This window comes from Pseudomonas sp. CDFA 610, from assembly GCF_021147865.1.
Classification (GTDB): domain Bacteria; phylum Pseudomonadota; class Gammaproteobacteria; order Pseudomonadales; family Pseudomonadaceae; genus Aquipseudomonas; species Aquipseudomonas alliivorans.
Window position 1 is genome coordinate 17,363 of sequence record NZ_JAGTPM010000001.1, and the last position, 22,115, is coordinate 39,477.

The 22,115-nt window shown below is 59.7% G+C and carries 22 protein-coding genes; 15 read left to right on the forward strand and 7 right to left on the reverse strand.

From position 1 onward, the window contains the following. The first annotated feature begins 6 nt into the window (after positions 1–6). From KDX39_RS00080 to KDX39_RS00090, 3 genes are all read left to right on the forward strand, one after another. Complete coding sequence (locus KDX39_RS00080) at positions 7–612, forward strand: arylesterase (protein ID WP_231658766.1); 606 nt, start codon at positions 7–9, stop codon at positions 610–612. A 56-nt stretch (positions 613–668) separates the two neighbouring features. Continuing rightward, positions 669–950, forward strand: a complete 282-nt coding sequence (locus KDX39_RS00085; RefSeq protein WP_004887744.1) for a hypothetical protein — start codon at positions 669–671, stop codon at positions 948–950. A 101-nt stretch (positions 951–1,051) separates the two neighbouring features. Beyond that, positions 1,052–2,017 carry a L,D-transpeptidase family protein gene (locus tag KDX39_RS00090; protein ID WP_231658767.1) on the forward strand — a complete coding sequence of 322 codons (966 nt, stop codon included), beginning with the start codon at positions 1,052–1,054 and terminating at the stop codon, positions 2,015–2,017. Positions 2,018–2,172: 155 nt separating this feature from the next. Here KDX39_RS00090 and oprI read toward each other — a convergent pair whose 3' ends face one another. After that, entirely contained in the window at positions 2,173–2,424 is a 252-nt protein-coding gene (gene oprI / locus KDX39_RS00095) for an outer membrane lipoprotei OprI (protein WP_002553018.1), read from the reverse strand. A 614-nt stretch (positions 2,425–3,038) separates the two neighbouring features. On the opposite strand from oprI, the gene KDX39_RS00100 reads away from it, so the two are divergent. Beyond that, positions 3,039–3,320 carry a GNAT family N-acetyltransferase gene (locus KDX39_RS00100; protein ID WP_004887702.1) on the forward strand — a complete coding sequence of 94 codons (282 nt, stop codon included), beginning with the start codon at positions 3,039–3,041 and terminating at the stop codon, positions 3,318–3,320. 71 nt (positions 3,321–3,391) lie between these two features. Here the strand turns inward: KDX39_RS00100 and KDX39_RS00105 are convergent, their stop codons facing one another. After that, entirely contained in the window at positions 3,392–4,468 is a 1,077-nt protein-coding gene (locus tag KDX39_RS00105) for a 3-deoxy-7-phosphoheptulonate synthase (protein ID WP_231658768.1), read from the reverse strand. A gap of 233 nt (positions 4,469–4,701) precedes the next feature. Between KDX39_RS00105 and KDX39_RS00110 the strand changes: the two genes are divergently transcribed. The 5 genes from KDX39_RS00110 (at position 4,702) to cysB (ending at position 8,664) form a co-directional block, all read left to right on the forward strand. Continuing rightward, positions 4,702–5,037, forward strand: a complete 336-nt coding sequence (locus KDX39_RS00110) for a thioredoxin family protein (protein ID WP_231658769.1) — start codon at positions 4,702–4,704, stop codon at positions 5,035–5,037. Positions 5,038–5,063: 26 nt separating this feature from the next. Next, positions 5,064–6,020: a putative 2-dehydropantoate 2-reductase gene (locus KDX39_RS00115; RefSeq protein ID WP_231658770.1), complete on the forward strand. Its 957-nt coding sequence runs from the start codon at positions 5,064–5,066 to the stop codon at positions 6,018–6,020. Between the two features lie 18 nt (positions 6,021–6,038). After that, positions 6,039–6,944, forward strand: coding sequence for a 5'-nucleotidase (locus tag KDX39_RS00120; protein WP_231658771.1), 906 nt, complete (start codon positions 6,039–6,041; stop codon positions 6,942–6,944). 90 nt (positions 6,945–7,034) lie between these two features. Beyond that, positions 7,035–7,556, forward strand: coding sequence for a universal stress protein (locus KDX39_RS00125; protein ID WP_231658772.1), 522 nt, complete (start codon positions 7,035–7,037; stop codon positions 7,554–7,556). Between the two features lie 133 nt (positions 7,557–7,689). Next, positions 7,690–8,664: an HTH-type transcriptional regulator CysB gene (gene cysB, locus KDX39_RS00130; protein WP_004887691.1), complete on the forward strand. Its 975-nt coding sequence runs from the start codon at positions 7,690–7,692 to the stop codon at positions 8,662–8,664. Positions 8,665–8,732: 68 nt separating this feature from the next. On the opposite strand, the gene KDX39_RS00135 is transcribed toward cysB, so the two are convergent. Beyond that, complete coding sequence (locus KDX39_RS00135) at positions 8,733–9,467, reverse strand: phosphoadenylyl-sulfate reductase (protein WP_231658773.1); 735 nt, start codon at positions 9,465–9,467, stop codon at positions 8,733–8,735. Positions 9,468–9,610: 143 nt separating this feature from the next. Here KDX39_RS00135 and thrH point away from each other — a divergent pair, with 143 nt between their 5' ends. Further along, positions 9,611–10,228: a bifunctional phosphoserine phosphatase/homoserine phosphotransferase ThrH gene (gene thrH / locus KDX39_RS00140; protein WP_184323130.1), complete on the forward strand. Its 618-nt coding sequence runs from the start codon at positions 9,611–9,613 to the stop codon at positions 10,226–10,228. 127 nt (positions 10,229–10,355) lie between these two features. On the opposite strand, the gene pabB is transcribed toward thrH, so the two are convergent. From pabB to rloA, 4 genes are all read right to left on the reverse strand, one after another. After that, the gene (gene pabB, locus KDX39_RS00145) at positions 10,356–11,702 is read right to left on the reverse strand and encodes an aminodeoxychorismate synthase component I (protein ID WP_231658774.1); all 1,347 of its coding nucleotides are present in this window, start codon (positions 11,700–11,702) and stop codon (positions 10,356–10,358) included. A gap of 96 nt (positions 11,703–11,798) precedes the next feature. Next, the gene (locus KDX39_RS00150) at positions 11,799–12,776 is read right to left on the reverse strand and encodes an alpha-L-glutamate ligase-like protein (RefSeq protein ID WP_180274284.1); all 978 of its coding nucleotides are present in this window, start codon (positions 12,774–12,776) and stop codon (positions 11,799–11,801) included. After that, positions 12,776–14,314 carry an osmotic stress tolerance membrane protein RloB gene (gene rloB, locus KDX39_RS00155; protein WP_099227351.1) on the reverse strand — a complete coding sequence of 513 codons (1,539 nt, stop codon included), beginning with the start codon at positions 14,312–14,314 and terminating at the stop codon, positions 12,776–12,778. The genes KDX39_RS00150 and rloB overlap by 1 nt, the downstream gene beginning before the upstream one ends. Positions 14,315–14,318: 4 nt before the next feature. Then, on the reverse strand, positions 14,319–14,855 hold the full coding sequence (gene rloA, locus KDX39_RS00160) for a retropepsin-like aspartic peptidase RloA (protein ID WP_210042439.1): 537 nt from the start codon (positions 14,853–14,855) through the stop codon (positions 14,319–14,321). Between the two features lie 294 nt (positions 14,856–15,149). Between rloA and KDX39_RS00165 the strand changes: the two genes are divergently transcribed. The 5 genes from KDX39_RS00165 (at position 15,150) to prpF (ending at position 22,023) form a co-directional block, all read left to right on the forward strand. Further along, positions 15,150–15,857, forward strand: coding sequence for a GntR family transcriptional regulator (locus KDX39_RS00165; RefSeq protein WP_231658775.1), 708 nt, complete (start codon positions 15,150–15,152; stop codon positions 15,855–15,857). Further along, the gene (prpB, locus tag KDX39_RS00170; protein WP_231658776.1) at positions 15,854–16,747 is read left to right on the forward strand and encodes a methylisocitrate lyase; all 894 of its coding nucleotides are present in this window, start codon (positions 15,854–15,856) and stop codon (positions 16,745–16,747) included. Before KDX39_RS00165 ends, prpB begins: the two co-directional genes overlap by 4 nt. Before the next feature lie 117 nt (positions 16,748–16,864). Next, positions 16,865–17,992 (forward strand): bifunctional 2-methylcitrate synthase/citrate synthase, encoded by a 1,128-nt coding sequence (gene prpC, locus KDX39_RS00175; RefSeq protein WP_231658777.1) that lies wholly within the window; start codon positions 16,865–16,867, stop codon positions 17,990–17,992. A gap of 87 nt (positions 17,993–18,079) precedes the next feature. Beyond that, positions 18,080–20,668 (forward strand): Fe/S-dependent 2-methylisocitrate dehydratase AcnD, encoded by a 2,589-nt coding sequence (acnD, locus tag KDX39_RS00180; protein ID WP_231658778.1) that lies wholly within the window; start codon positions 18,080–18,082, stop codon positions 20,666–20,668. Positions 20,669–20,832: 164 nt separating this feature from the next. Next, positions 20,833–22,023: a 2-methylaconitate cis-trans isomerase PrpF gene (gene prpF, locus KDX39_RS00185; protein WP_231658779.1), complete on the forward strand. Its 1,191-nt coding sequence runs from the start codon at positions 20,833–20,835 to the stop codon at positions 22,021–22,023. Positions 22,024–22,115 lie beyond the last annotated feature (92 nt).

Below are 22,115 nucleotides of genomic sequence, written 5' to 3' on the forward strand. Positions count from 1 at the left end.
AATCCGATGCGTGCGTGGTTTTTAAGTGCTGGCCTGGGGTTGCTGCTGCTGTCACAGGGCGCAGTGGCGGGCACGGTGTTGATCGTTGGGGATAGTATCAGCGCGGCTTTCGGCCTGGATACCCGCGTCGGGTGGGTGACGCTGCTGGAACAGCGGCTCAAGGAGCAGGGTTTCGACGACAAGGTGGTCAATGCATCCATCAGTGGCGACACCAGTGCCGGAGGCCAGGCGCGGCTGCCTGCGCTGCTTGCAGAGCATAAGCCTGAGCTGGTTATTCTCGAACTGGGTGGCAACGACGGCCTGCGTGGCCAGTTGCCTGCTCAATTGCAACAAAACCTTTCGTCGATGATCGACAGCGCCCGTGCAGCCGGTGCGAAGGTCTTGTTGTTGGGTATGCGCATACCGCCCAACTACGGCCCGCGCTATACCAAGGCGTTCGAAGAGGTCTACAGCAACCTCGCCGACGAAAAAAAGGTCCCGTTCGTGCCGTTCTTTCTGGAGGGGGTGGGAGGCGTTCCTCAGCTGATGCAGGCCGATGGTCTTCATCCCGCGGCCGCTGCGCAGGGAAAACTGCTGGAAAATGTCTGGCCGACGCTGAAACCGCTGCTTTGAGGCTTTTCCAGGCGGGAGCTTTCGGCTAATGTGGCGCCCCCGATCTGGAGCCCCCCATGCCGCGTCCCGCCTGGTCCCTGTACGCCTACCAAATGCTAGAGCCTGATGAGCAGCTGGATCTGTTCGCGTGCCAGGAAGTGCGGGTGCATCTGATTGCTCGCCAACTGGAATTGGGTGGTTCGATCGATCGCACGCTGTGCGGCACCCTGTTACCGGCTCAGCCGCATATGACGGCTGTCGAAACCGACGCCCTGCGTGACGAGCGCCTGTGTCCGCTGTGCAAGGCCATTCTCGATGCCCAGCGGCGCGGCATGAACCCGATCTGGCCTGAGCTGTAACCTTGTCGTCGCGTTCGCCACTGCGGATCTCCCGAACGGCAGGACGCAGGTGTACACTTCAAATCTTTCCCATATCGCCGTTACTCGAAGGATCTTCCCGGATGTTGTCGCGCATTCCAGCCGTTGCCCGCTGTCTGTCACTTGCTGCTCTCTGCGCGGCGAGCTCCGTTCATGCTCTGGAGTTTCCGTTGCCGCCACCCGGCGAGGACATCATCGGGCAGGTGCAGGTCATCAAGGCCAAATATGAAGACACCTTCGCTGACATCGGCACCCAGTACGATCTGGGCTACCTGGAAATGATTGCGGCCAACCCTGGCGTCGACCCCTGGTTGCCGGGCGCTGGCAAGGACATTGTGCTGCCGACCCGTTTCATCCTGCCGCCGGGTCCGCGTGAGGGGATCGTCATCAACCTGGCCGAGTACCGCATGTATTACTACCCGAAAGGGCAGAACGTGGTGCATACCTACCCGCTGGGTGTAGGCCGTGAGGGGTGGGGTTCTCCTATCGGCGTCACCAAGGTGACCGCCAAGACCCCGAACCCGACATGGACGCCACCGGCATCGATCAAGGCCGAACATGCTGCCGATGGTGATCCGCTGCCCAATGTCGTACCGGCAGGTCCGGACAACCCGCTGGGGCCGTTCAAGTTCGGTCTGGGCATGTCCGGTTACCTGATTCACGGTTCGAACAAGAAATTCGGTATTGGCATGCGCACCAGTCACGGCTGCTTCCGCATGTACAACAACAACGTGCTGGAACTGGCCGACATGGCACCTGTCGGCACCACCGTGCGTATTATCAGCGAGCCCTATAAATTCGGTCTGAGTGGCGGAAAGGTCTATCTGGAAGCGCACACGCCGGTCGATGATCTGGGCAATCCTTCGGTAGTCGACAAGCACACGGCGGTCATCAACGCCCTGCTCAAACGCGACGACCTGGCCAACAATCTGCGTATGAACTGGGATCTTGTGCGTGATGTGGTTGCCGCGGAAGACGGCATGCCGGTAGAGATCGCGGTGCCGGGTACGGCGCCTGCTGCCGCTGATGCGCCGGTGGTATTTCAGTAATCAGCTGAAGGCCCGTCTCACTCAAGCGTAGGTTGTACCATCTCCGCAGCGTTGATCGTGCCCATTGCGCTGCATGGGCACCCAGCCTGAAGCGCCGGCCAATAAAAAAGCCGACCCGTCGCCGGGTCGGCTCTTCAACAATCCCGAGGGGACTATTACTTGCGGCTAGCCTTGTCCAACATGCGCAGTGCGCGCTCGTTGGCTTCGTCAGCAGTCTGCTGAGCTTTTTGAGCTGCAGCCAGAGCTTCGTCAGCCTTGCGGTAGGCTTCGTCGGCACGTGCTTGCGAACGGGCTGCTGCGTCTTCGGTAGCTGTCAGACGAGCTTCGGTTTCTTTGGATACGCTGCTGCAACCGGTGGCCAGAACTGCTGCCAGAGCCAGAGCAGAGAATTTCAGAACGTTGTTCATCGTGTTCCCCTTCAAGGACTTATTTCAAATTAGTCATCTCTCGAAAGTGAGAAAATGACCGGCGTACATAGTACCCATTGTTTGTAGTAAGTAAACGGAGGAAGCGCAAGAAGCGCATAAAATTCTTGGCTTTGAAAGTGTTCCGCGTTACTTCTCATGCAAACTGTCCAAAAACTATCCACGTTGCTGTGGCTGTCCATGGCGGTAAAGATGACAACACCCGGGTCGAAACGGTTCCGGTATGAACGTGGAGCCAGTCGGGATCGTTGGCTTCATAGGCGCCATCCTGTGCCCTTTGCAGCGTTTTTTCATGCGGCGGATCCAATGTGTTCAATGAGTACCAGGCAAGTACCTGAAGCGCTTATGTTGAACTGCAGGTCAAGTTGAAGGGAAGGACCGAGGGATGGCGATGCCCGGCTGTGGTTTTATGCTTTTTATATGCCTCGCACTTGAGCATCTGCGGCAATGACGCCTACTATTTACAGGTGCTCTTTGTTGAGATCGGCCAGGCGCTTCCCGGTGTCGAAAACAGGCACAGGGTGGCGTAGATGTTCCTTCGCCGGAAAAAGATCGGTAAGGTAGGGGTCAAATTCCAAGACCCGCGAGGAGTAGCGATGAGCGAGGCGTTGTCCATCCACCATGATCAGACCGGCCATCAGTTCGAAATCAACATTGATGGCCATCGGGCCTACCTGACCTATATGGACCTGGGAAAACAGACCCTGGATTTCTATCGGACCTTCGTCCCGGATGCATTGCGCGGCAGAGGCATCGCTGCCGCCCTGACCGAGAAGGCGCTCGATTACGCCGACAGCATGGGCTACACCGTAATCCCGTCCTGCTCTTATGTGGAGCGATATATGGAACGCCATCAGCGACAGGCTGCGAAGATCTGATCGTTATCACGCTGTAATCGATACCTGCAAAAACGCCGAGCATTGCTCGGCGTTTTCGTGTGCGCAATGGATTACTTGCGTTTGCGCGCAGGCAATACGTTCTTGAGCTTGGCGTGCATGCCGCGCAGGGTTTTCTCGGTGCTTTCCCAGTCGATGCAGGCATCGGTGATGGACACACCGTATTGCAGTTCCGACAGGTCCTGGGGAATGGACTGACAACCCCAGTTCAGATGGCTCTCGACCATCAGACCGATAATCGACTCGTTGCCTTCCAGGATCTGGTTGGCGACGTTTTCCATGACCAGCGGCTGAAGGGCCGGGTCCTTGTTGGAGTTGGCGTGGCTGCAGTCGACCATGATGTTCGGGCTGATGCCGGCCTTGTTCAGGGCCTGCTCGCAGAGCGCAACGCTCACCGAGTCATAGTTGGGCTTGCCGTTGCCGCCGCGAAGTACCACGTGACCGTAGGCATTGCCTTTGGTGGTCACGATGGACACGCCGCCTTCCTGATTGATGCCCAGGAAGCGATGCGGGCTGGAAACCGACTGCAGCGCGTTGATGGCGACGGTCAGGCCGCCGTCGGTGCCGTTCTTGAAACCGACCGCCGACGACAGGCCGGAAGCCATTTCGCGGTGTGTCTGGGATTCGGTGGTGCGGGCGCCGATGGCCGACCAACTGATCAGGTCCTGCAGGTACTGCGGGGAAATCGGGTCCAGCGCTTCGGTTGCGGTAGGCAGGCCCATTTCGGCCAGATCCAGCAGCAACTGGCGACCGATGTGCAGACCGTCCTGAATCTTGAACGAGTCGTCCAGGTACGGATCGTTGATCAGGCCTTTCCAGCCTACGGTGGTGCGCGGCTTCTCGAAATAGACGCGCATGACCAGATACAGGGTGTCCGACAGTTCTGCCGCCAGCGCCTTGAGGCGCTCGGCATATTCCTTGGCCGCTTTCAGGTCATGGATCGAGCACGGGCCGATCACGATGAACAGGCGGTGATCATTGCCGTCGAGAATATTGCGGATCACTTCGCGACCCTGGCTGACCGTGTGCAGGGCAGCGTCGGTCAGAGGGATTTCGCGCTTGAGCTGATCCGGTGTGATCAGAGTCTCGTTGGATGCAACGTTGAGGTCGTCAATCGGTAAATCAGCCATCGTGTTACTCATCAGGTCGCGGGTACTGGCCGCCTGCGATCCCCTGTGCGGCGGTGCCCAGCAGGTTGAGCGCAGTGGGGAGCGGAACCTTAGCGCGTTATCGCGCTGTTCGACAATGGGCAAAGCAGGGCATCGGGCCGGTTTACCGCCACCTGACAGCCTTGAAGCATCTGTCATTTGCAACCGCCGGCGCTGCAACGGATAGTGTACGGCCAGAGGTGAGGGCTATTTCGTTGATTGAACTGCAACTGAGCGACTTTGACATCGATCACCAATTGCTTGAACTGCCCGGCACCTCGCTGGTGATTTTTACCAGTTCGGGCTGCTCCGCCTGCCGCTGGGCCAGGCAGCAACTGCCTGACATGGGGCTTGCGGTCGATCGACTTTGCTGGATCGACGCGCAGGACAATGGCGGTGCCGTACAGCGCTATGAAGTGTTTCACCTGCCGGCCCTGTTCCTGGTACGCAACGGGGCCTTTTATGGTGCAATTCGCGCGCCGCTGAGCGTCGATGGCCTGCTGTCGGCCCTGGATCGCGCACTTGGCAGCCCACCCGACGAATTACCCTGATAAAGACAGACAGCCAGAGAGACGTTATGAGCAGTGAAATCAGACGCCCGAGAATCGGTATCGTGGGCACTGGGGCCATCGGCGGTTTTTATGGCCTGATGCTGGCGCGCGCCGGGTTCGACGTGCATTTTCTGCTGCGCAGCGAGTTTGACGCGGTCGTGCAGAACGGCCTTCAGGTCAACAGTGCGGTGCATGGCGATCTGCAACTCAACCCGGTACAGGCCTATTGTTCGGCTGCCGATATTCCGCCATGCGACTGGTTGCTGGTCGGCACCAAGAGTACTGGCAATGCCGAATTGGGACCGGTCATCGTTGCGATGGCTGCCGAGGGCACGAAAGTGCTCTTGCTGCAGAACGGACTGGCGGTCGAAGACCAGCTGCGAGCGGTCCTGCCGGACAGCATCCACATACTGGGCGGGCTGTGTTTCATCTGCGTTCATCGGTCTGCTCCCGGCGTCGTTGCACATCAGGCGTTCGGAGCCGTGAGCATCGGCTATCACAGCGGTCCGGCAGCCGATCAAGCGGAGCGCTTGTCCATTGTCGAGGCCTGCGCGGAGCTGTTCCGGCAGGCCGGTGTTGAATCGCACGCCATGCCCAGCCTGCAACAGGCACGCTGGCAGAAACTGGTGTGGAATGTCCCGTTCAACGGGCTTTCAGCGCTGTTGCGGACCAGTACGGCGCGCCTGATGAGCGACCCTGCCAGTCGCGAGCTGGTACTGACCTTGATGGACGAGGTGGTGCAAGGCGCGAAGGCCTGTGGCCACACCTTGCCGGAAGGTATTGCGCGGCATCTGTTCAGCGTGACCGAAAGCATGCCCGACTATAAGCCCAGCATGCACCACGACCTGATCGAAAAGCGCCCGCTGGAACTGGACGCCATCTATGCCCGGCCTCTGGCCGCTGCGCTCGACGCCGGTGTTGACATGCCGTGCGTGCGAACGCTGTATCAGGCGCTGGCCTTTATTGATCGCGACAATCGCTGAAGAGGCGAGGAAACAGACATGACGAACGCTGAAGACCACAAGCTGGTACTGGCCATTTCATCCAGGGCGTTGTTCGATTTGAGCGACAGTCACGCGGTTTACATGGCGGAGGGCGTCGAGGCGTACCGCAAGTATCAGATCGAACACGAAGACGAGATTCTCGAGCAGGGTGATGCTTATCTGTTGGTCGAAAAGCTGCTGAGTCTCAATGCCAGCCTGAGCAAGGCGCGGGTCGAAGTGGTTCTGGTGTCGCGCAACAGTGCCGATACCGGGTTGCGCGTGTTCAACTCCATCCAGCATTACGGGCTGGACATCAGTCGGGCGGCGTTCGTCGGCGGGCGCAGCCCTTATCCGTATCTGGCCGCGTTCGGCTGTCATCTGTTCCTCTCGACCCATGCCGAGGATGTGCGCAGTGCGCTGGATGCCGGTTTTGCGGCGGCCACCATCCTGTCGGGCGGCGCACGGCGGGCGGCGACTCCCGAATTGCGCATCGCGTTCGATGGCGATGCCGTGTTGTTTTCCGATGAGTCGGAGCGGGTCTACCAGTCTGACGGGCTGCTGGCCTTTCAGGCCAGCGAGCGAGAGTCGGCCCGTGAGCCGTTGCGTGGCGGTCCGTTCAAGCCGTTTCTGGCAGCGCTCAATCTGCTGCAGCGCGAGTTTCCCGAAGCCAGTTGCCCGATCCGCACCGCACTGGTAACCGCCCGTTCCGCGCCTGCTCACGAGCGGGTGATCCGCACCTTGCGTGAATGGGACATCCGGCTCGATGAATCACTGTTTCTCGGCGGTCTGCAAAAGTCGGCATTTCTCGAGGCATTTGCCGCGGATGTGTTCTTCGACGATCAGCCCGGGCACTGCGAAAAGGCACGTGAGGTGGTGGCGACCGGCCACGTTCCCCACGGGATCACCAACGAAATAAAGCTTTGAACGTACAGACGCCAATTGTCCGCCGTCGCGGTCTTTGACGCACTGCTAAGCTGAATCAATCTCCGCCAATGTGGCTGTCCGGGAGGTTGTATGGTTCGTTCGATGCTGTATGCCACAGACCTCGGTCTGTATGCGCCCTATGTGACACAGCATGCGCTGGCACTGGCCCGGACGTTCGATGCCGAACTTTACGTTATCCATGTCGTTGAACCCATGGGGCTGTTCGCCGAATCGGTGCTGCAGAGCTATCTGGGTGAGGATGCGTTGAGGGAGCTTCACGGCAGGGGCGTGAGTGCGTTCATGGAGGGAATACAGCAAAGGATGCTCGACGGGTTCCGTGAGGAGCTGGGTGAAGGTCACAAAGACCTGTCTTTCATCCGCACAGTGCGGGTCGTTCAGGGAGAACCCTCCAGCGTGATTCTTGAACAGGCCCGGAAACTGGATGTGGATTTGCTTGTGGTGGGCAGTCACAGCCACAGGGCGAAAGAGGGCGCGTCGATAGGTCGTACGGCCGCCAGGGTTTTACAGCTTTCCGAAGTACCGGTTTACATGGTGCCCATGATGCAGAACAGAGGGCGAGGGTGGAGCGACGGCTCCAGAAGGTCTAATTGACGGTTCAAGTGAAATCGAGCGTGCCATCGCCCCATAAAGGTGATAAAAAGTTCTAGAATTATTCTCCTGACCATTAATCCAGTTATATACCGTCGCTGATGCCCCTAGGGTTTATCTGCTTTGAGGGATACATATGAAGCTCCAACAACTGCGCTACATTTGGGAAGTGGCGCACCACGACCTCAACGTTTCCGCGACGGCACAGAGCCTTTACACTTCACAGCCCGGCATCAGCAAGCAGATTCGCCTGCTTGAGGACGAACTGGGGGTCGAGGTGTTTGCACGCAGCGGCAAGCACTTGACGCGTGTCACTCCGGCAGGCGAGCGCATCATCACCACGGCAGGTGAGATTTTGCGCAAGGTCGAAAGTATCAAACAGATCGCTCAGGAATTCTCCAACGAGAAAAAGGGCACGCTGTCGATCGCGACCACTCACACTCAGGCGCGTTATGCATTACCGCCTGTCATCAGCAATTTCATCCGGCAGTACCCGGACGTTGCACTGCATATGCATCAGGGGTCTCCCACCCAGATCGCCGAAATGGCGGCTGACGGGACCGTTGACTTCGCAATCGCCACCGAGGCGCTGGAGCAGTTCAGTGACCTGGTGATGATGCCGTGCTATCGCTGGAACCGATGCGTCGTGGTACCTCAGGGTCATCCTCTGACCAAGGTGCCGAAGTTGACGCTGGAGCTGCTGGCCGAATACCCGATTGTGACGTATGTATTCGGTTTCACTGGTCGTTCCAAGCTGGACGAAGCCTTCAGCCATCGCGGCCTGGTGCCCAAGGTGGTGTTCACCGCGGCAGACGCCGACGTGATCAAGACCTATGTGCGGCTGAATCTGGGGGTGGGTATCGTCGCCAGAATGGCAGTGGACGAAGAGCTGGACAGCGATCTGGTGATTCTGGATGCCAGCGACCTGTTCGAGTCCAGCGTTACCAAGATTGCTTTCCGTCGCGGCACGTTTCTGCGTGGCTTCATGTGCGACTTCATCGAGAAATTCGCCCCGCACCTGACTCGCGAAGTCATGGCCAAGGCGATTACCTGCCATAACAAACAGGAGATGGAAGAGCTGTTCGCCAATGTCGAACTGCCTGTGCATTGATCGGGCGCAGCCGACACGGCGCCATTGCGGGCAGACGTCGATGCCCGCAATGACTGGCCCCCGGTCGGTCAGACCTTGGCGATCAGGTTCCCCGAGTGCAGACCGCACTCTTTCTGAGTGGCTTCTTCCCACCACCAGCGGCCTTCACGCTCATGCTGGTTTGGTAACACGGGACGCGTGCAGGGCTCGCAGCCAATGCTGATGAAGCCGCGCTCGTGCAGGCTGTTGTAAGGCAGTTCCAGCATCCGGATATACCCCCAGATTTCCTCACTGCTCATCTGCGCCAGCGGGTTGAACTTGCACAGCGTGCGCTCGGGTGTCGAGAAAGCGGTATCGATTTCCATGACTGCCACTGCGCTGCGAGTGCCGGGGCTCTGGTCGCGACGCTGGCCGGTGGCCCAGGCCTTGACGCCCGCGAGCTTGCGGCGCAGCGGTTCGATTTTGCGGATGCCGCAGCACTCGCCATGGCCGTCGCGATAGAAGCTGAACAGCCCCTTTTCCTTGACGAAAGGCTCAAGCTTGCTCTGATCCGGCGAGATGATCTCGATATCGATCTTGTAGTGCTCGCGCACCTGCTCGATGAAGCGATAGGTTTCCGGGTGCAGGCGACCGGTGTCCAGGCTGAACACCTTGACGTTCTTGTTCAGCTTCCAGGCCATGTCCACCAGCACGACGTCTTCGGCGCCGCTGAAGGAGATCCACAGCTCGTCACCAAAATGTTCGAAGGCCAGTTTCAGAATGTCCTGCGCAGATTTGTTCGCATAAGTCGTCGCTAGCTCGGCGACGTCGAAGGGTTGGCTCATCAGGCGGCTTCCTGGGTAAAGGGTGGCGCTTAAGCGCTCGTGATGGCGGCAATGGTAACAAAATCCATCGTTGCGTGGCCGCTTGGCGAGCGGCTAGAGTGCCGCTTCCCCTTTGTCTTGAAGTGTCTCTTGAGGAGCGTTCTGTGGAAATTGCCTGTCTCGACCTGGAAGGTGTGCTGATCCCCGAAATCTGGATCGCCTTTGCCGAAAAAACAGGTATTGAATCGCTGCGCGCCACCACCCGGGACATTCCCGACTACGACGTGCTGATGAAGCAGCGCCTGCGCATTCTTGACGAGCATGGCCTGAAGCTTTCAGACATCCAGGAGGTGATCGGCACCCTGAAGCCGCTGGACGGCGCGGTGGAGTTCGTCAATTGGCTGCGCGAGCGGTTTCAGGTGGTGATCCTGTCGGACACCTTTTACGAGTTCTCCCAGCCGCTGATGCGCCAACTGGGTTTTCCGACCTTGCTGTGCCATCGCCTGATCACTGACGAGACTGACCGCGTCATCAGCTACCAGTTGCGCCAGAAAGACCCCAAGCGCCAGTCGGTGCTGGCCTTCAAGAGTCTGTATTACCGCATCATCGCAGCAGGTGATTCCTATAACGACACCACGATGCTGGGCGAGGCTGACGCCGGCATTCTGTTCCACGCCCCTGAAAACGTGATCCGCGAGTTCCCGCAGTTCCCGGCGGTGCACACGTTCGAAGCGTTGAAAAAGGAATTTATCAAGGCATCGAATCGGGAGTTGGCGCTCTGAAAGTTTCTGACTGATTGCCTGCCTCGGGGGAGGCGGCTTGCCAGCGATGGCGGCCGTTCAGTGACTGATATGTGGCCTGAGGAAACGTATCGCCAGCCAGCGGTCTCCCGCAGCCCGATGGGCAGGATCAGATCAGCGCGTTCAGCGTCTCAAGCAGCACCCGCACCTTGGTGAAGGTCTCCTGGTATTCCGCTTCGCAGTCGGAGTCCGCAACGATACCGCCGCCGCCCCAGCAGGATACCTTCCCGTCCTTGACCAGCAGGCTGCGGATGGCGATCGAGCTGTCCATCTGTCCACGTACGTCCAGGTACATCAGTGAACCGCAGTAGATGCTTCGCTGTGTGGGCTCCAGCTCGTCGATGATCTGCATGGCGCGGATCTTCGGTGCGCCGGTGATCGAGCCGCCGGGGAAGCTGCCTGCAATCAGATCCAGTGCGTCATGGTCTGGTGCCAGTTCGCCGGTCACGCTGCTCACCAGATGGTGCACGTTGGGGTAGCTTTCGAGACTGAACAGTTCCGGGACTTTCACCGAGCCGATTCGGCAACTGCGCCCCAGGTCGTTGCGCAGCAGGTCGACGATCATCAGGTTCTCGGCGCGATCCTTTTCGCTGCGCAGCAGTTGCTCGGCGAACCCGGCGTCTTGTGCCGGATCGCTGCCACGTGGACGGGTGCCTTTGATCGGGCGGGTTTCGACCTGCCTGTCGCTGATTTTCACGAAACGTTCGGGTGACAGGCTCAGGATCGCGTTGTCATCCGGCAACGTCATGAAACCTGCAAATGGCGTGGGGCAGGCTGAGCGGAGTGCCCGGTAGGCCTGCCACGCATCGCCTGTACACGGCGCCTGAAATCGCTGGGTGAGGTTGACCTGATAACAGTCGCCTGCCTGGATATAGTCCTGAATCCGCTTGAACGCTTGCTGGTAATCGCTGGAGCTGATGCTGGCGGCAAAAGGCTGTTGCAGCGAGAACGTTGTGACATCGGGTGCCGATTTGCCTTCGAAGAGCGCGATCAGGCGTTCGCGCTCGACCTCGGTCATGGCCGGATGAAACATCAACTGGCTGGTCTGTGCCTCATGGTCACTGATCAAGGCCCAGGCATATAGCCCGAGGCGTGCATCGGGCAGTCGCAGATCGTCAAGGGACGCGTCTGGCAGCGGCTCGAGACGGCGTCCGAAATCGTAACTCAGGTACCCGATCAGGCCGCCCGCGAAAGGCAGATTGACGCCTTCCGGCAGTCGGGCATCACCCAGCCAGGCCAGGCCTTTGCGCAAGCGGTCGATGTAAGCGCCGCCGGTTTCCTCTGCCTGGACCGTCAAGTCCTGCCATGGCCAGGCGCTGAGCAGGTCAAAGCGTCCACGGTCGGCCACCGGTCTTCCGCTGTCGAGCAGTATCGCGCCCGGTGCCTGGCGAACGCGTGAGAAGTACACGGCCGGGTCGGCACTGTAGGGCAGGGGATGAATCAGGCAGGTGGGCATATCGAAACGTCAGTAGGGAGGCGCGGCCGGGGATTGTAGTCCTGTGGCTTGTCGCCTCCTAGGGGTATGTCGGGATTGAGCAGAAGCTGATCGTTCTCAGGCGCTGGGCACATGGCCGAACAGTGCCTGTACGAACTCGACTCGTTCCTGAGGCGTTTCCTGTCGGCCTTCCAGTGCAAGTTGCTCGATGCGCGCCTCCACGGCCTGAGTACGGTGTGTCAGGCCGCTGTCGTTGGCAATCTGGATATTCAGGCCGGGACGGGCGTTGAGCTCCAGAATAAGCGGGCCTTTGTCCTGATCAAGCACCATGTCGACACCGATGTAGCCCAGTCCGCACAGCTCATGGCATTCGGCAGACAGCTTCATGAAGCCGTCCCAATTGGGCAGTTGCACGCCATCCACCGAGTTGGTGGTGTCCGGGTGCTTGCTGATGATGCTGTTCAGCCAGGTGCCTTGCAGGGTGATGCCGGTTGCCAGATCCACGCCGACGCCGATGGCACCCTGGTGCAGGTTGGCCTTGCCGCCTGACTGGCGGGTGGGCAGGCGCAACATGGCCATCACCGGATAGCCCATCAGTACGATGATGCGAATGTCGGGTACGCCTTCATAGCTGATGCTCTTGAAGATCGGGTCCGGCGTGACGCGGTACTCGATCAGTGCTCGGTCGCGGTGTCCGCCCAGCGAATACAGACCGGTCAGGATGCTGGACACCTGATGCTCGATTTCCGACTTGCTGATGATGCGCCCGGATACGGTGCGATAACGGTCTTCAAAGCGGTCGGCGATTACCAGAATGCCGTCGCCGCCTGCGCCCTGTGCCGGTTTGATCACGAAATCGCTGCGCCCGCCGATGATCTCGTCGAGCTGTTCGATTTCCTTTTCAGTGGAAATAACCCCATACATTTCCGGCACATGGATGCCAGCCGCGATGGCGCGTTCCTTGGTGATGATCTTGTCATCGACGATCGGATAGAGGCTGCGCTTGTTGTACTTGAGCACGTAATCGGCGTTTCGCCGATTGATGCCCATGATCCCGCGCGCTTCCAGCGCCTTCCAGGTTTTCCACCAGCCGATCACTTGGCCTGCTCCTCTTTCAGGAAGGCCTTGAAACGCATCAGTTCGGTCAGGCGATAGCCACGGTATCTGCCCATTGCCAGCATAAAGCCGACCAGCACCAGCAACACCGCTGGGAAGGTAAACACAAAGTAGGTCAGTTCCGGCACGCTCATAATCAGGTGCGCCAGCGAGGCCGCGAACAACGTGCCAATGGCGACTTTCATGGCATGGCTGGCGCCGCGCTCTTCCCAGGTGATCGACAGTCGCTCGATGGTCATGGTCAGAATCACCATCGGGAACAATGCTACCGACAGGCCGCGTTCCAGCCCCAGTTTATGGCTGAACAGGCTGATGGCGGCGATCAGCACCACCACGAAGGTCAGCACCACCGACAGGCGCGGCAGCATCTGCAATTTCAAATGCTCAAGGTAGGAGCGCAATGACAGCCCCAGCGCGGTGATCACCGTAAACAGCGCGATGCCGAAGCCCAGCTGGGTTTCGCGGAAGGCCAGGGCGATCAGCACCGGCGTGAAGGTGCCCAGCGTTTGCAGGCCGATCAGATTGCGCAGGATCAGGATGACCAGCACGCCAATCGGAATCATGACCATGATCATGAACGTCTGCTGGGTCTGCAGCGGCAGGCCATAAAGCGAATAGGCGAGGAAGTCGGAGTCAGTGCTGGCGTCGGTCAGTTTGGCCAGGCGCATGGCGTTCATTTCGCTGTTGTTCAGGCTGAAGGTGACCTGCACCTTCTTGCCGCCTTCGACAGTGACCAGATTCTCGTCACCGGTCCACCACAGCAGGCGATCATCCGGCAAACCGGCTTCGCCGGTGTCCGGGTTGAAATACAGCCACTCCTTGCCATTGAAACTGCGCAGCCACAGCTCCGGCGTTTGCGGCTGACCGGCTTCAAGCCGAATGGTGTGGGCCTTTTCCATCGGTACGTGAGCAATGGACAGCAGCAGTTCGGTGACCTGGGCTTTCTTGCCGGTCGATGTATCGCCGGCCAGCAGCAGCTTGACGTTGTCGTCGTTCAGGTTGTTGACGCGCTTGATGGCTTCAGTAATGAAGGTCTCGACATCCGCCGAGTGCTGGCGAATCGGGGCAAGCAGGGCTTCGGCCGCGATCTTCTCAGGGCCTTCCACTGGCAGGCTGTCGCGGAAAATCGGGCCTTTGAGCTTGGGTTTCTCGCCGCTGTAGCGCTTGGTCAGCACCAGACGGTAATACAGGGTCTGGTTGCCGGTGGCACGACGGGTCGACCAGGTGACCCGGCGATTGCCGTCGCCACGGTTGACGCTGACGCCGTAGTTGTTGGAGATAAAACTTTCATTGAGGCTGATGTAGTCGTGCGCCAGAGGCGGCACGAACATCTGGATCTTGACCGAGTCCTTTGGGTTGGCGACGAACTCGACCTTGGCATCGATGTTCCACAGGTCGTCGGTTTCGTCTTCGGTCACCGGAATGCCGAGCGCCAGTATCTGATAAGCCGTGATCGCAATGCCCAGTGTGACCAGGGCCGTGATCAGGATTTTCAGATGGAGCGTGAGAGAGCGCATGTGTTTACTCTGCGTTTTGAGCGACGGAAGCGCAGCCAGGCTTCCCTGCCGCATATTTAAGACTTGGATCGACCAGCGCATCGAAGTGTTTCAGGGCTTCGGAGCCGATCAAAAGCGGGTATTGGAAAGCACTTCGGTCGGTCAAGTTCACTTCTATGGTGCGTAAAACTTCGCCCATGCAAACCGACAGGCTGATGACCGGGCGTGCGGTGTACTTTTTTTCGTCATCCGGGTCGCGGTCATCCGCGCGGCGCTTGATCTTGCTGACCCGCGCCAGTGGCCGTTCGATGGGGTGCGCATGGCGGTCGTCAATGGCCAGATAGAAGCGTACCCAGCTTTCGCCGTTGCGTTTGAAGTGTTTGATATCGCGTGCGCTCAACGAGGCCGTCTTGGCGCCAGTATCCAGCTTTGCGGCGACTTCCAGGTCAATCTCGGCAAGCCGTGCGTATTCGTTCAGCCCATAGACAGTCTTGTTGGCTGCCAGGCTGAAAGCAGGCATAAGCAAAAGGCAGAGCAATGTGGTGAAGGTATCGAGTCTCATAAATCCTGGCGCACCAAGCGCAATACTTCAGGGTCAGGGCGCAACGTTATGGGCCTGATGACGAAAGAATCGGGGTTGCAGGCTGATATCCGGGACCGGGCAGCACTGAGTAAATGTGGCGCGCAGTCTAGCATGAAGCCTTGCTGCTGCCAGTTTCGCGGCGGTGTCCGGCAGCCCTTGCAGCGATTGAAAAAACGCCGCGTATTAGACGATTGTCGACAATCACCGGTTTTTCTTTGACTGAAACGCTGCTCGGGGCTAGATTCAGGTCAATAGAAATTCAAGGTGTTGACAATGTTGGGTGCGCTTGAAAATGTCACAGGTGTGTCGGACGATTCGGAAACCCTTTCCGAGAACGTCTTCCGGCGTATTCAGGCGGCCATTGTCAAAGGCGAGATCGCTCCCGGCAGCAAGATTTCCGAGCCGGAACTCGCCCGGACCTATGGCATCAGCCGTGGGCCGTTGCGCGAAGCGATCCATCGTCTTGAAGGTCAGCGTCTGGTGGTTCGCGTGCCGCATGTCGGCGCCCGTGTCGTTTCCCTGAGTCATGCCGAGTTGATTGAACTGTACGAAATTCGTGAGTCCCTTGAAGGCATGGCCTGTCGGCTGGCGGCCGAACGCATGACGGGCCAAGAGATCGACGAGTTGCGCCGGGTACTGGATACCCACGAGCGCGACGCCGCGTTTCAGGCCGGTGTCGGTTACTACCAGCAGGAAGGCGATTTCGACTTTCATTACCGGATCATTCAGGGCAGCGGCAACCGCACCCTCAGCCAGATGCTCTGTGGCGAGCTTTATCAGCTTGTCCGCATGTACCGCATCCAGTTTTCCACCACGCCGAACCGACCCCGGCAGGCCTTTGCCGAGCATCACCGCATCCTCGATGCGATTGCCGAACGCGATGGCGAGCTGGCCGAATTACTGATGCGCCGCCATATCGGTGCGTCCAGACGCAATATCGAGCGCCATTATCAGGCGGCTACCGAACGAGGTGAATCATGAGTCGCGACACCACAACTCCCGGGCAGCGTTTTCGTGACGCCGTCGCCAGTGAACAGCCATTGCAAGTGGTGGGTGCAATCAATGCCAATCATGCGCTGCTGGCCAAACGTGCCGGGTTCAAGGCGATCTATCTGTCCGGTGGCGGTGTTGCCGCAGGCTCGCTGGGTATTCCGGACCTGGGCATTACCGGGCTTGAAGATGTTCTGATTGATGTGCGGCGCATCACCGATGTGTGTGATCTGCCGCTGCTGGTCGATGTCGATACCGGTTTTGGTTCGTCGGCATTCAATGTGGCGCGCACCGTGCGTTCGATGATCAAGGCCGGTGCGGCCGCGATTCATATCGAAGATCAGGTCGGCGCCAAGCGCTGCGGGCATCGTCCTAACAAGGAAATCGTGTCCCGGGAAGAGATGGTCGACCGCATCAAAGCCGCTGTCGATGCGCGTACCGACGACAGCTTCGTGATCATGGCGCGCACCGATGCGCTTGCTGTCGAAGGCCTTGAGTCCGCACTCGAACGGGCGGCGGCCTGCATCGAAGCCGGTGCGGACATGATTTTCCCGGAAGCCATCACCGAGCTTGCGATGTACAAGCAGTTCGCCAACCGCGCCGGTGTGCCAATCCTGGCCAACATCACCGAATTCGGCGCCACGCCGCTGTTTACCGTGGACGAGTTGCGCGACGCTGATGTATCGCTGGTGCTCTATCCCTTGTCGGCATTCCGCGCCATGAACAAGGCGGCGGAAAATGTCTACGGCGCGATTCGCCGCGATGGCACCCAGCAAAACGTCATCGACACCATGCAGACCCGAATGGAACTGTACGACGCCATCGATTACCACACCTTCGAGCAGAAGCTCGATGCGTTGTTTGCGCAGAAGAGGGGCTGAACAAAGCCCGCTGATCATTGCCTTGCCCACGCGGAGCAATGGGCACATCAGTGTCGAGGCGCACGAGCGGGGTATTTACGTGATCATTCCCGATAATTTCAAGAACTGGAGAATGCAATGGCTGAAGCAAAAGTATTGAGCGGCGCAGGTCTGCGGGGTCAGGTCGCCGGACAGACTGCCCTGTCCACCGTCGGCATGGCGGGCGCTGGCCTGACCTATCGCGGCTATGACGTTCGCGAACTGGCCGCCGAAGCACGCTTCGAAGAAGTCGCCTATCTGCTGCTCTACGGGGAGCTGCCGACCCGGACGCAACTGACGGCCTACATGCAACGCCTCAAGGAAATGCGCGAGCTGCCGCAAGCCCTGAAAGAAGTCCTTGAGCGCATACCGGCCGACACTCACCCGATGGATGTGATGCGGACCGGCGCCTCGATGCTCGGCACCCTGGAGCCCGAGCGCAGCTTCGAGCAGCAGCGCGATTCAACCGACCGCCTGCTGGCCGCCTTTCCGGCGATCATGTGTTACTGGTACCGCTTCAGCCACGAAGGCAAGCGCATCGACTGCACCACCGACGAAGACTCCATTGGCGGGCACTTCCTGCATCTGTTGCTGGACAAGACGCCCAGCGAACTGCACCGCAAGGTCATGGACGTGTCGCTGATCCTGTACGCCGAGCATGAATTCAACGCGTCGACCTTCACCGCACGGGTCTGCGCATCGACCCTCTCCGATCTGTATTCCTGCATTACCGCAGCGATCGGCACGTTGCGCGGTCCGTTGCACGGCGGCGCCAACGAAGCGGCCATGGAAATGATCCAGCGCTTCGGCTCGGCCGAAGAGGCGACACAGGGCACGCTGGGCATGCTGGAGCGCAAGGAAAAGATCATGGGCTTCGGCCATGCGATCTACAAGGAATCCGACCCCCGCAACGAGGTGATCAAGGGCTGGTCGAAACAGCTCGCCGATGAGGTGGGAGATACCGTGCTGTTCCCGGTGTCCGAGGCCATCGACAAGGTCATGTGGGAGCAGAAGAAGCTGTTTCCCAATGCCGACTTCTACCACGCCTCGGCGTATCACTTCATGGGCATTCCGACCAAGCTGTTCACGCCGATCTTCGTCTGCTCGCGCCTCACCGGGTGGGCGGCCCATGTGTTCGAACAACGCAGCAACAACCGCATCATTCGTCCAAGCGCCGAGTACACAGGCGTCGAGCAGCGCAGCTTCGTGCCTATCGAGCAGCGTTGAGCCGGATGGGCAGGGGAGCCGCTGATGAGCTTCCCGCCCGTCATTCGAAACCCTGCTGATTCAGCCCAGCAATGAACCGAGCCCGCAATGAACAGTGAATTTCGCAAACCGCTTCCCGGCACCCCGCTTGATTATTTCGATGCACGCGCAGCCATAGAAGCCCTCAGGCCCGGCGCTTACGCCACGTTGCCTTATACCTCGCGTGTGCTGGCCGAAAACCTGGTGCGCCGCTGTGATCCGACGACCCTGAATGCCTCGCTGAGCCAATTGATCGAGCGTCGCCGCGATCTGGATTTTCCCTGGTTTCCGGCGCGAGTGGTGTGTCACGACATTCTCGGCCAGACCGCACTGGTTGACCTCGCAGGCTTGCGCGATGCCATCGCGTCCCACGGCGGCGACCCTGCGCTGGTCAACCCGGTGGTGCCGGTGCAGTTGATCGTCGACCACTCGCTGGCCGTGGAATGCGGCGGTAACGATCCCCAGGCATTCGAGAAGAACCGCGCCATCGAGGATCGCCGCAACGAAGACCGTTTTCACTTCATCGACTGGACCAGGCAGGCGTTCAAGAACGTCGAAGTGATTCCGCCCGGCAACGGCATCATGCACCAGATCAATCTGGAGAAAATGTCGCCGGTGGTGCAGGTACTGGACGGTGTGGCGTTTCCCGACACCCTGGTCGGCACCGACAGCCACACCCCGCACGTCGATGCGCTGGGCGTGATCGCGATCGGTGTGGGCGGCCTTGAAGCGGAAAACGTGATGCTGGGTCGCGCGTCCTGGATGCGTTTGCCGGACATCATCGGTGTCGAACTGACCGGTCGCCGACAGCCCGGCATTACCGCAACCGACGTGGTATTGGCCCTGACCGAATACCTGCGCCAGCAAAAAGTGGTGGGCGCGTACCTGGAGTTCTACGGCGAAGGCGCGGCCAGCCTGACGCTGGGCGACCGCGCGACGATTTCCAACATGGCGCCTGAGTACGGCGCTACGGCTGCGATGTTTTCCATCGATTCGCAGACCATCGATTACCTGCGCCTGACCGGGCGCGAGGATGAGCAGGTCAAGCTGGTCGAGCTGTACGCCAGGCACACCGGATTATGGTCCGACAGCCTCGAACAGGTTGAGTACGAGCGAGTACTGAGCTTCGACCTGTCCGGCGTGGTGCGTAATATGGCCGGCCCGTCGAATCCGCATGCGCGTGTGGCCACGTCCGATCTGGCCGCCAGAGGTATCGCCGGGCAATGGGACGACGTGCCGGGGCAGATGCCCGATGGCGCGGTGATCATCGCTGCGATCACCAGTTGCACCAACACCAGCAACCCGCGCAACGTGATCGCCGCGGGCCTGCTGGCGCGTAACGCCAATCGCCTGGGTCTGACTCGCAAGCCCTGGGTGAAGTCCTCGCTGGCACCTGGCTCGAAAACCGTGGCCTTGTACCTGGACGCTGCCGGGCTGACCACTGAGCTTGAGCAATTGGGTTTCGGCGTGGTGGCGTTTGCCTGCACCACTTGCAACGGCATGTCGGGTGCGCTGGATCCGGCCATCCAGCAGGAAATCATCGACCGCGACCTGTACGCCACGGCAGTGCTGTCCGGTAACCGCAACTTCGACGGACGGATTCATCCTTATGCCAAGCAGGCATTTCTCGCCTCGCCGCCACTGGTAGTCGCTTACGCGATCGCAGGTACGATCCGGTTCGATATCGAGAAGGATGTGCTGGGCGTCGTCGATGGCAGGGAGATTCGCCTCATGGACCTTTGGCCTGCGGACGAAGAGATCGATGCGGTGGTGCAGGCATCGGTCAAGCCGGAGCAGTTCCGCCAGGTCTACATTCCGATGTTCGCCATCGAAGAGCACACGGGTCCCAAGGTCGAGCCACTGTATGACTGGCGTGCCATGAGCACCTACATCCGCCGTCCGCCTTACTGGGAGGGGGCGCTGGCCGGGGAGCGCACGCTCAAGGGGATGCGTCCGCTGGCGGTGTTGCCGGATAACATCACGACTGATCACCTGTCGCCGTCGAACGCCATCATGCTCAACAGCGCAGCCGGTGAATATCTGGCGAAAATGGGTGTGCCGGAAGAGGATTTCAACTCCTATGCCACCCACCGTGGCGATCACCTGACTGCCCAGCGCGCCACGTTCGCCAATCCGCAACTGGTCAACGAGATGGCGGTGGTGGAGGGCAAAGTCAAGAAGGGTTCGCTGACCCGTATCGAGCCGGAAGGCCAGGTGACGCGCATGTGGGAAGCCATCGAAACCTACATGGCGCGCAAACAGCCGTTGATCATTATTGCCGGTGCCGATTACGGTCAGGGCTCGTCCCGCGACTGGGCGGCCAAAGGTGTGCGTCTGGCGGGGGTCGAGGCCATTGCGGCCGAAGGCTTCGAGCGCATCCATCGCACCAATCTGGTCGGTATGGGCGTGTTGCCTCTGGAGTTCAAGCCGGGCACCAGTCGTCTGACACTGGGCATTGACGGCAGTGAGACCTACGACGTGATCGGCCAGCGTACACCGGGTGCGACCCTGACGCTGGTCATCAATCGCAAAACCGGCGAACGCCTTGAGGTGCCGGTGACCTGTCGTCTGGATACCGCCGAAGAACTCTCTATCTATGAGGCGGGCGGCGTGCTGCAACGCTTTGCCCAGGATTTCCTCGAGGCGACGGTGTCTTGAACGCAGAGCAGCACTGATCGTGCTCACGCAGCGCATGGGCACGATCAAAACGAAAGTGTCTGAATGAATGCAAGCCGCCCCACAGTTCGCTGGTTGCCGCGAGACGTGCATATGACGATGAGCGCGGAGCCTGGCAACGATCAATGACTGGTACAGGAACAGACATGACTCATTTACCGCAAATCAGAATTCCCGCTACCTATATGCGTGGCGGTACGAGCAAGGGGGTGTTTTTCAACCTGCTTGACCTGCCCGAAGCTGCTCAGGTCCCGGGTCCGGTCAGGGATGCACTCTTGCTGCGCGTGATCGGCAGTCCGGACCCTTACGAGAAACAGATCGATGGCATGGGCGGCGCGACGTCCAGCACCAGCAAGACGGTGATCCTGTCGCGCTCCAGCAAGGCCGGTCACGATGTCGATTACCTCTTTGGTCAGGTATCCATCGACAAGCCGTTCGTGGACTGGAGTGGCAACTGCGGCAATCTCTCGGCGGCGGTCGGTTCGTTCGCGATTCTCAGCGGTCTGGTGGAGGCCAGCCGCGTTCCGCAGGACGGCATTGCCACGATCCGGATCTGGCAGGCCAACATCGGCAAGACCATCATCGCTCACGTGCCGATCAGCAAGGGCCAGGTGCAGGAAACCGGTGACTTTGAACTCGATGGCGTGACCTTTCCAGCGGCCGAGGTACAACTGGAGTTTCTCGATCCGGCAGCGGACGAAGAGGGTGCGGGTGGTTCAATGTTTCCCACTGGCCATCTGATCGATGATCTGGACGTGCCGGGCGTCGGTACGCTGAAGGCAACCCTGATCAATGCGGGCATACCGACCATTTTCATCAACGCCGCCGATATCGGTTACACCGGCACCGAGCTGCAGGGCGACATCAATGGCAGCCCTGAAGCACTGGCGAAACTGGAGACCATCCGGGCCCACGGTGCCGTGCGTATGGGGTTGATCGGGCATGTGGACGAAGCCGCACGTCGGCAGCACACGCCGAAGGTTGCCTTCGTGGCGCCCCCGTCCGGTTACGTGTCGTCCAGCGGCAAGCCGGTCGCGACGCAGGATATTGATCTGCTGGTGCGTGCCGTGTCCATGGGCAAGCTGCACCACGCCATGATGGGCACTGCCGCTGTGGCGATTGGTACGGCGGCTGCCATTCCGGGCACGCTGGTGAATCTGGCGGCGGGTGGCGAAACCCGCAGTTCAGTCCGTTTCGGCCATCCCTCCGGCACTCTGCGGGTGGGCGCCGAGGCGCATCAGCAGGAAGGCGAATGGAAAGTCACCAAAGCCATCATGAGTCGCAGCGCCAGAGTCCTGATGGAAGGCTGGGTGCGGGTGCCGCAATCTGAAGCATGAAAACACGCGTATTGATCGTGCCAATGCGCTGCGTTGGCATGAATCCTCCTCAAGAAACGCAATCTCTGTGGGGGCCGACTGTCTTTCATCAT

Coding starts and splice junctions, on each gene's coding strand:
- KDX39_RS00080 (WP_231658766.1), top strand. CDS start 7: ATGCGTGCGTGGTTTTTAAGTGCTGGCCTGGGGTTGCTGCTGCTGTCA.
- KDX39_RS00085 (WP_004887744.1), top strand. CDS start 669: ATGCCGCGTCCCGCCTGGTCCCTGTACGCCTACCAAATGCTAGAGCCT.
- KDX39_RS00090 (WP_231658767.1), top strand. CDS start 1,052: ATGTTGTCGCGCATTCCAGCCGTTGCCCGCTGTCTGTCACTTGCTGCT.
- oprI (WP_002553018.1), bottom strand. CDS start 2,424: ATGAACAACGTTCTGAAATTCTCTGCTCTGGCTCTGGCAGCAGTTCTG.
- KDX39_RS00100 (WP_004887702.1), top strand. CDS start 3,039: ATGAGCGAGGCGTTGTCCATCCACCATGATCAGACCGGCCATCAGTTC.
- KDX39_RS00105 (WP_231658768.1), bottom strand. CDS start 4,468: ATGGCTGATTTACCGATTGACGACCTCAACGTTGCATCCAACGAGACT.
- KDX39_RS00115 (WP_231658770.1), top strand. CDS start 5,064: ATGAGCAGTGAAATCAGACGCCCGAGAATCGGTATCGTGGGCACTGGG.
- KDX39_RS00120 (WP_231658771.1), top strand. CDS start 6,039: ATGACGAACGCTGAAGACCACAAGCTGGTACTGGCCATTTCATCCAGG.
- KDX39_RS00125 (WP_231658772.1), top strand. CDS start 7,035: ATGGTTCGTTCGATGCTGTATGCCACAGACCTCGGTCTGTATGCGCCC.
- cysB (WP_004887691.1), top strand. CDS start 7,690: ATGAAGCTCCAACAACTGCGCTACATTTGGGAAGTGGCGCACCACGAC.
- KDX39_RS00135 (WP_231658773.1), bottom strand. CDS start 9,467: ATGAGCCAACCCTTCGACGTCGCCGAGCTAGCGACGACTTATGCGAAC.
- pabB (WP_231658774.1), bottom strand. CDS start 11,702: ATGCCCACCTGCCTGATTCATCCCCTGCCCTACAGTGCCGACCCGGCC.
- rloB (WP_099227351.1), bottom strand. CDS start 14,314: ATGCGCTCTCTCACGCTCCATCTGAAAATCCTGATCACGGCCCTGGTC.
- rloA (WP_210042439.1), bottom strand. CDS start 14,855: ATGAGACTCGATACCTTCACCACATTGCTCTGCCTTTTGCTTATGCCT.
- KDX39_RS00165 (WP_231658775.1), top strand. CDS start 15,150: ATGTTGGGTGCGCTTGAAAATGTCACAGGTGTGTCGGACGATTCGGAA.
- prpB (WP_231658776.1), top strand. CDS start 15,854: ATGAGTCGCGACACCACAACTCCCGGGCAGCGTTTTCGTGACGCCGTC.
- prpC (WP_231658777.1), top strand. CDS start 16,865: ATGGCTGAAGCAAAAGTATTGAGCGGCGCAGGTCTGCGGGGTCAGGTC.
- acnD (WP_231658778.1), top strand. CDS start 18,080: ATGAACAGTGAATTTCGCAAACCGCTTCCCGGCACCCCGCTTGATTAT.
- prpF (WP_231658779.1), top strand. CDS start 20,833: ATGACTCATTTACCGCAAATCAGAATTCCCGCTACCTATATGCGTGGC.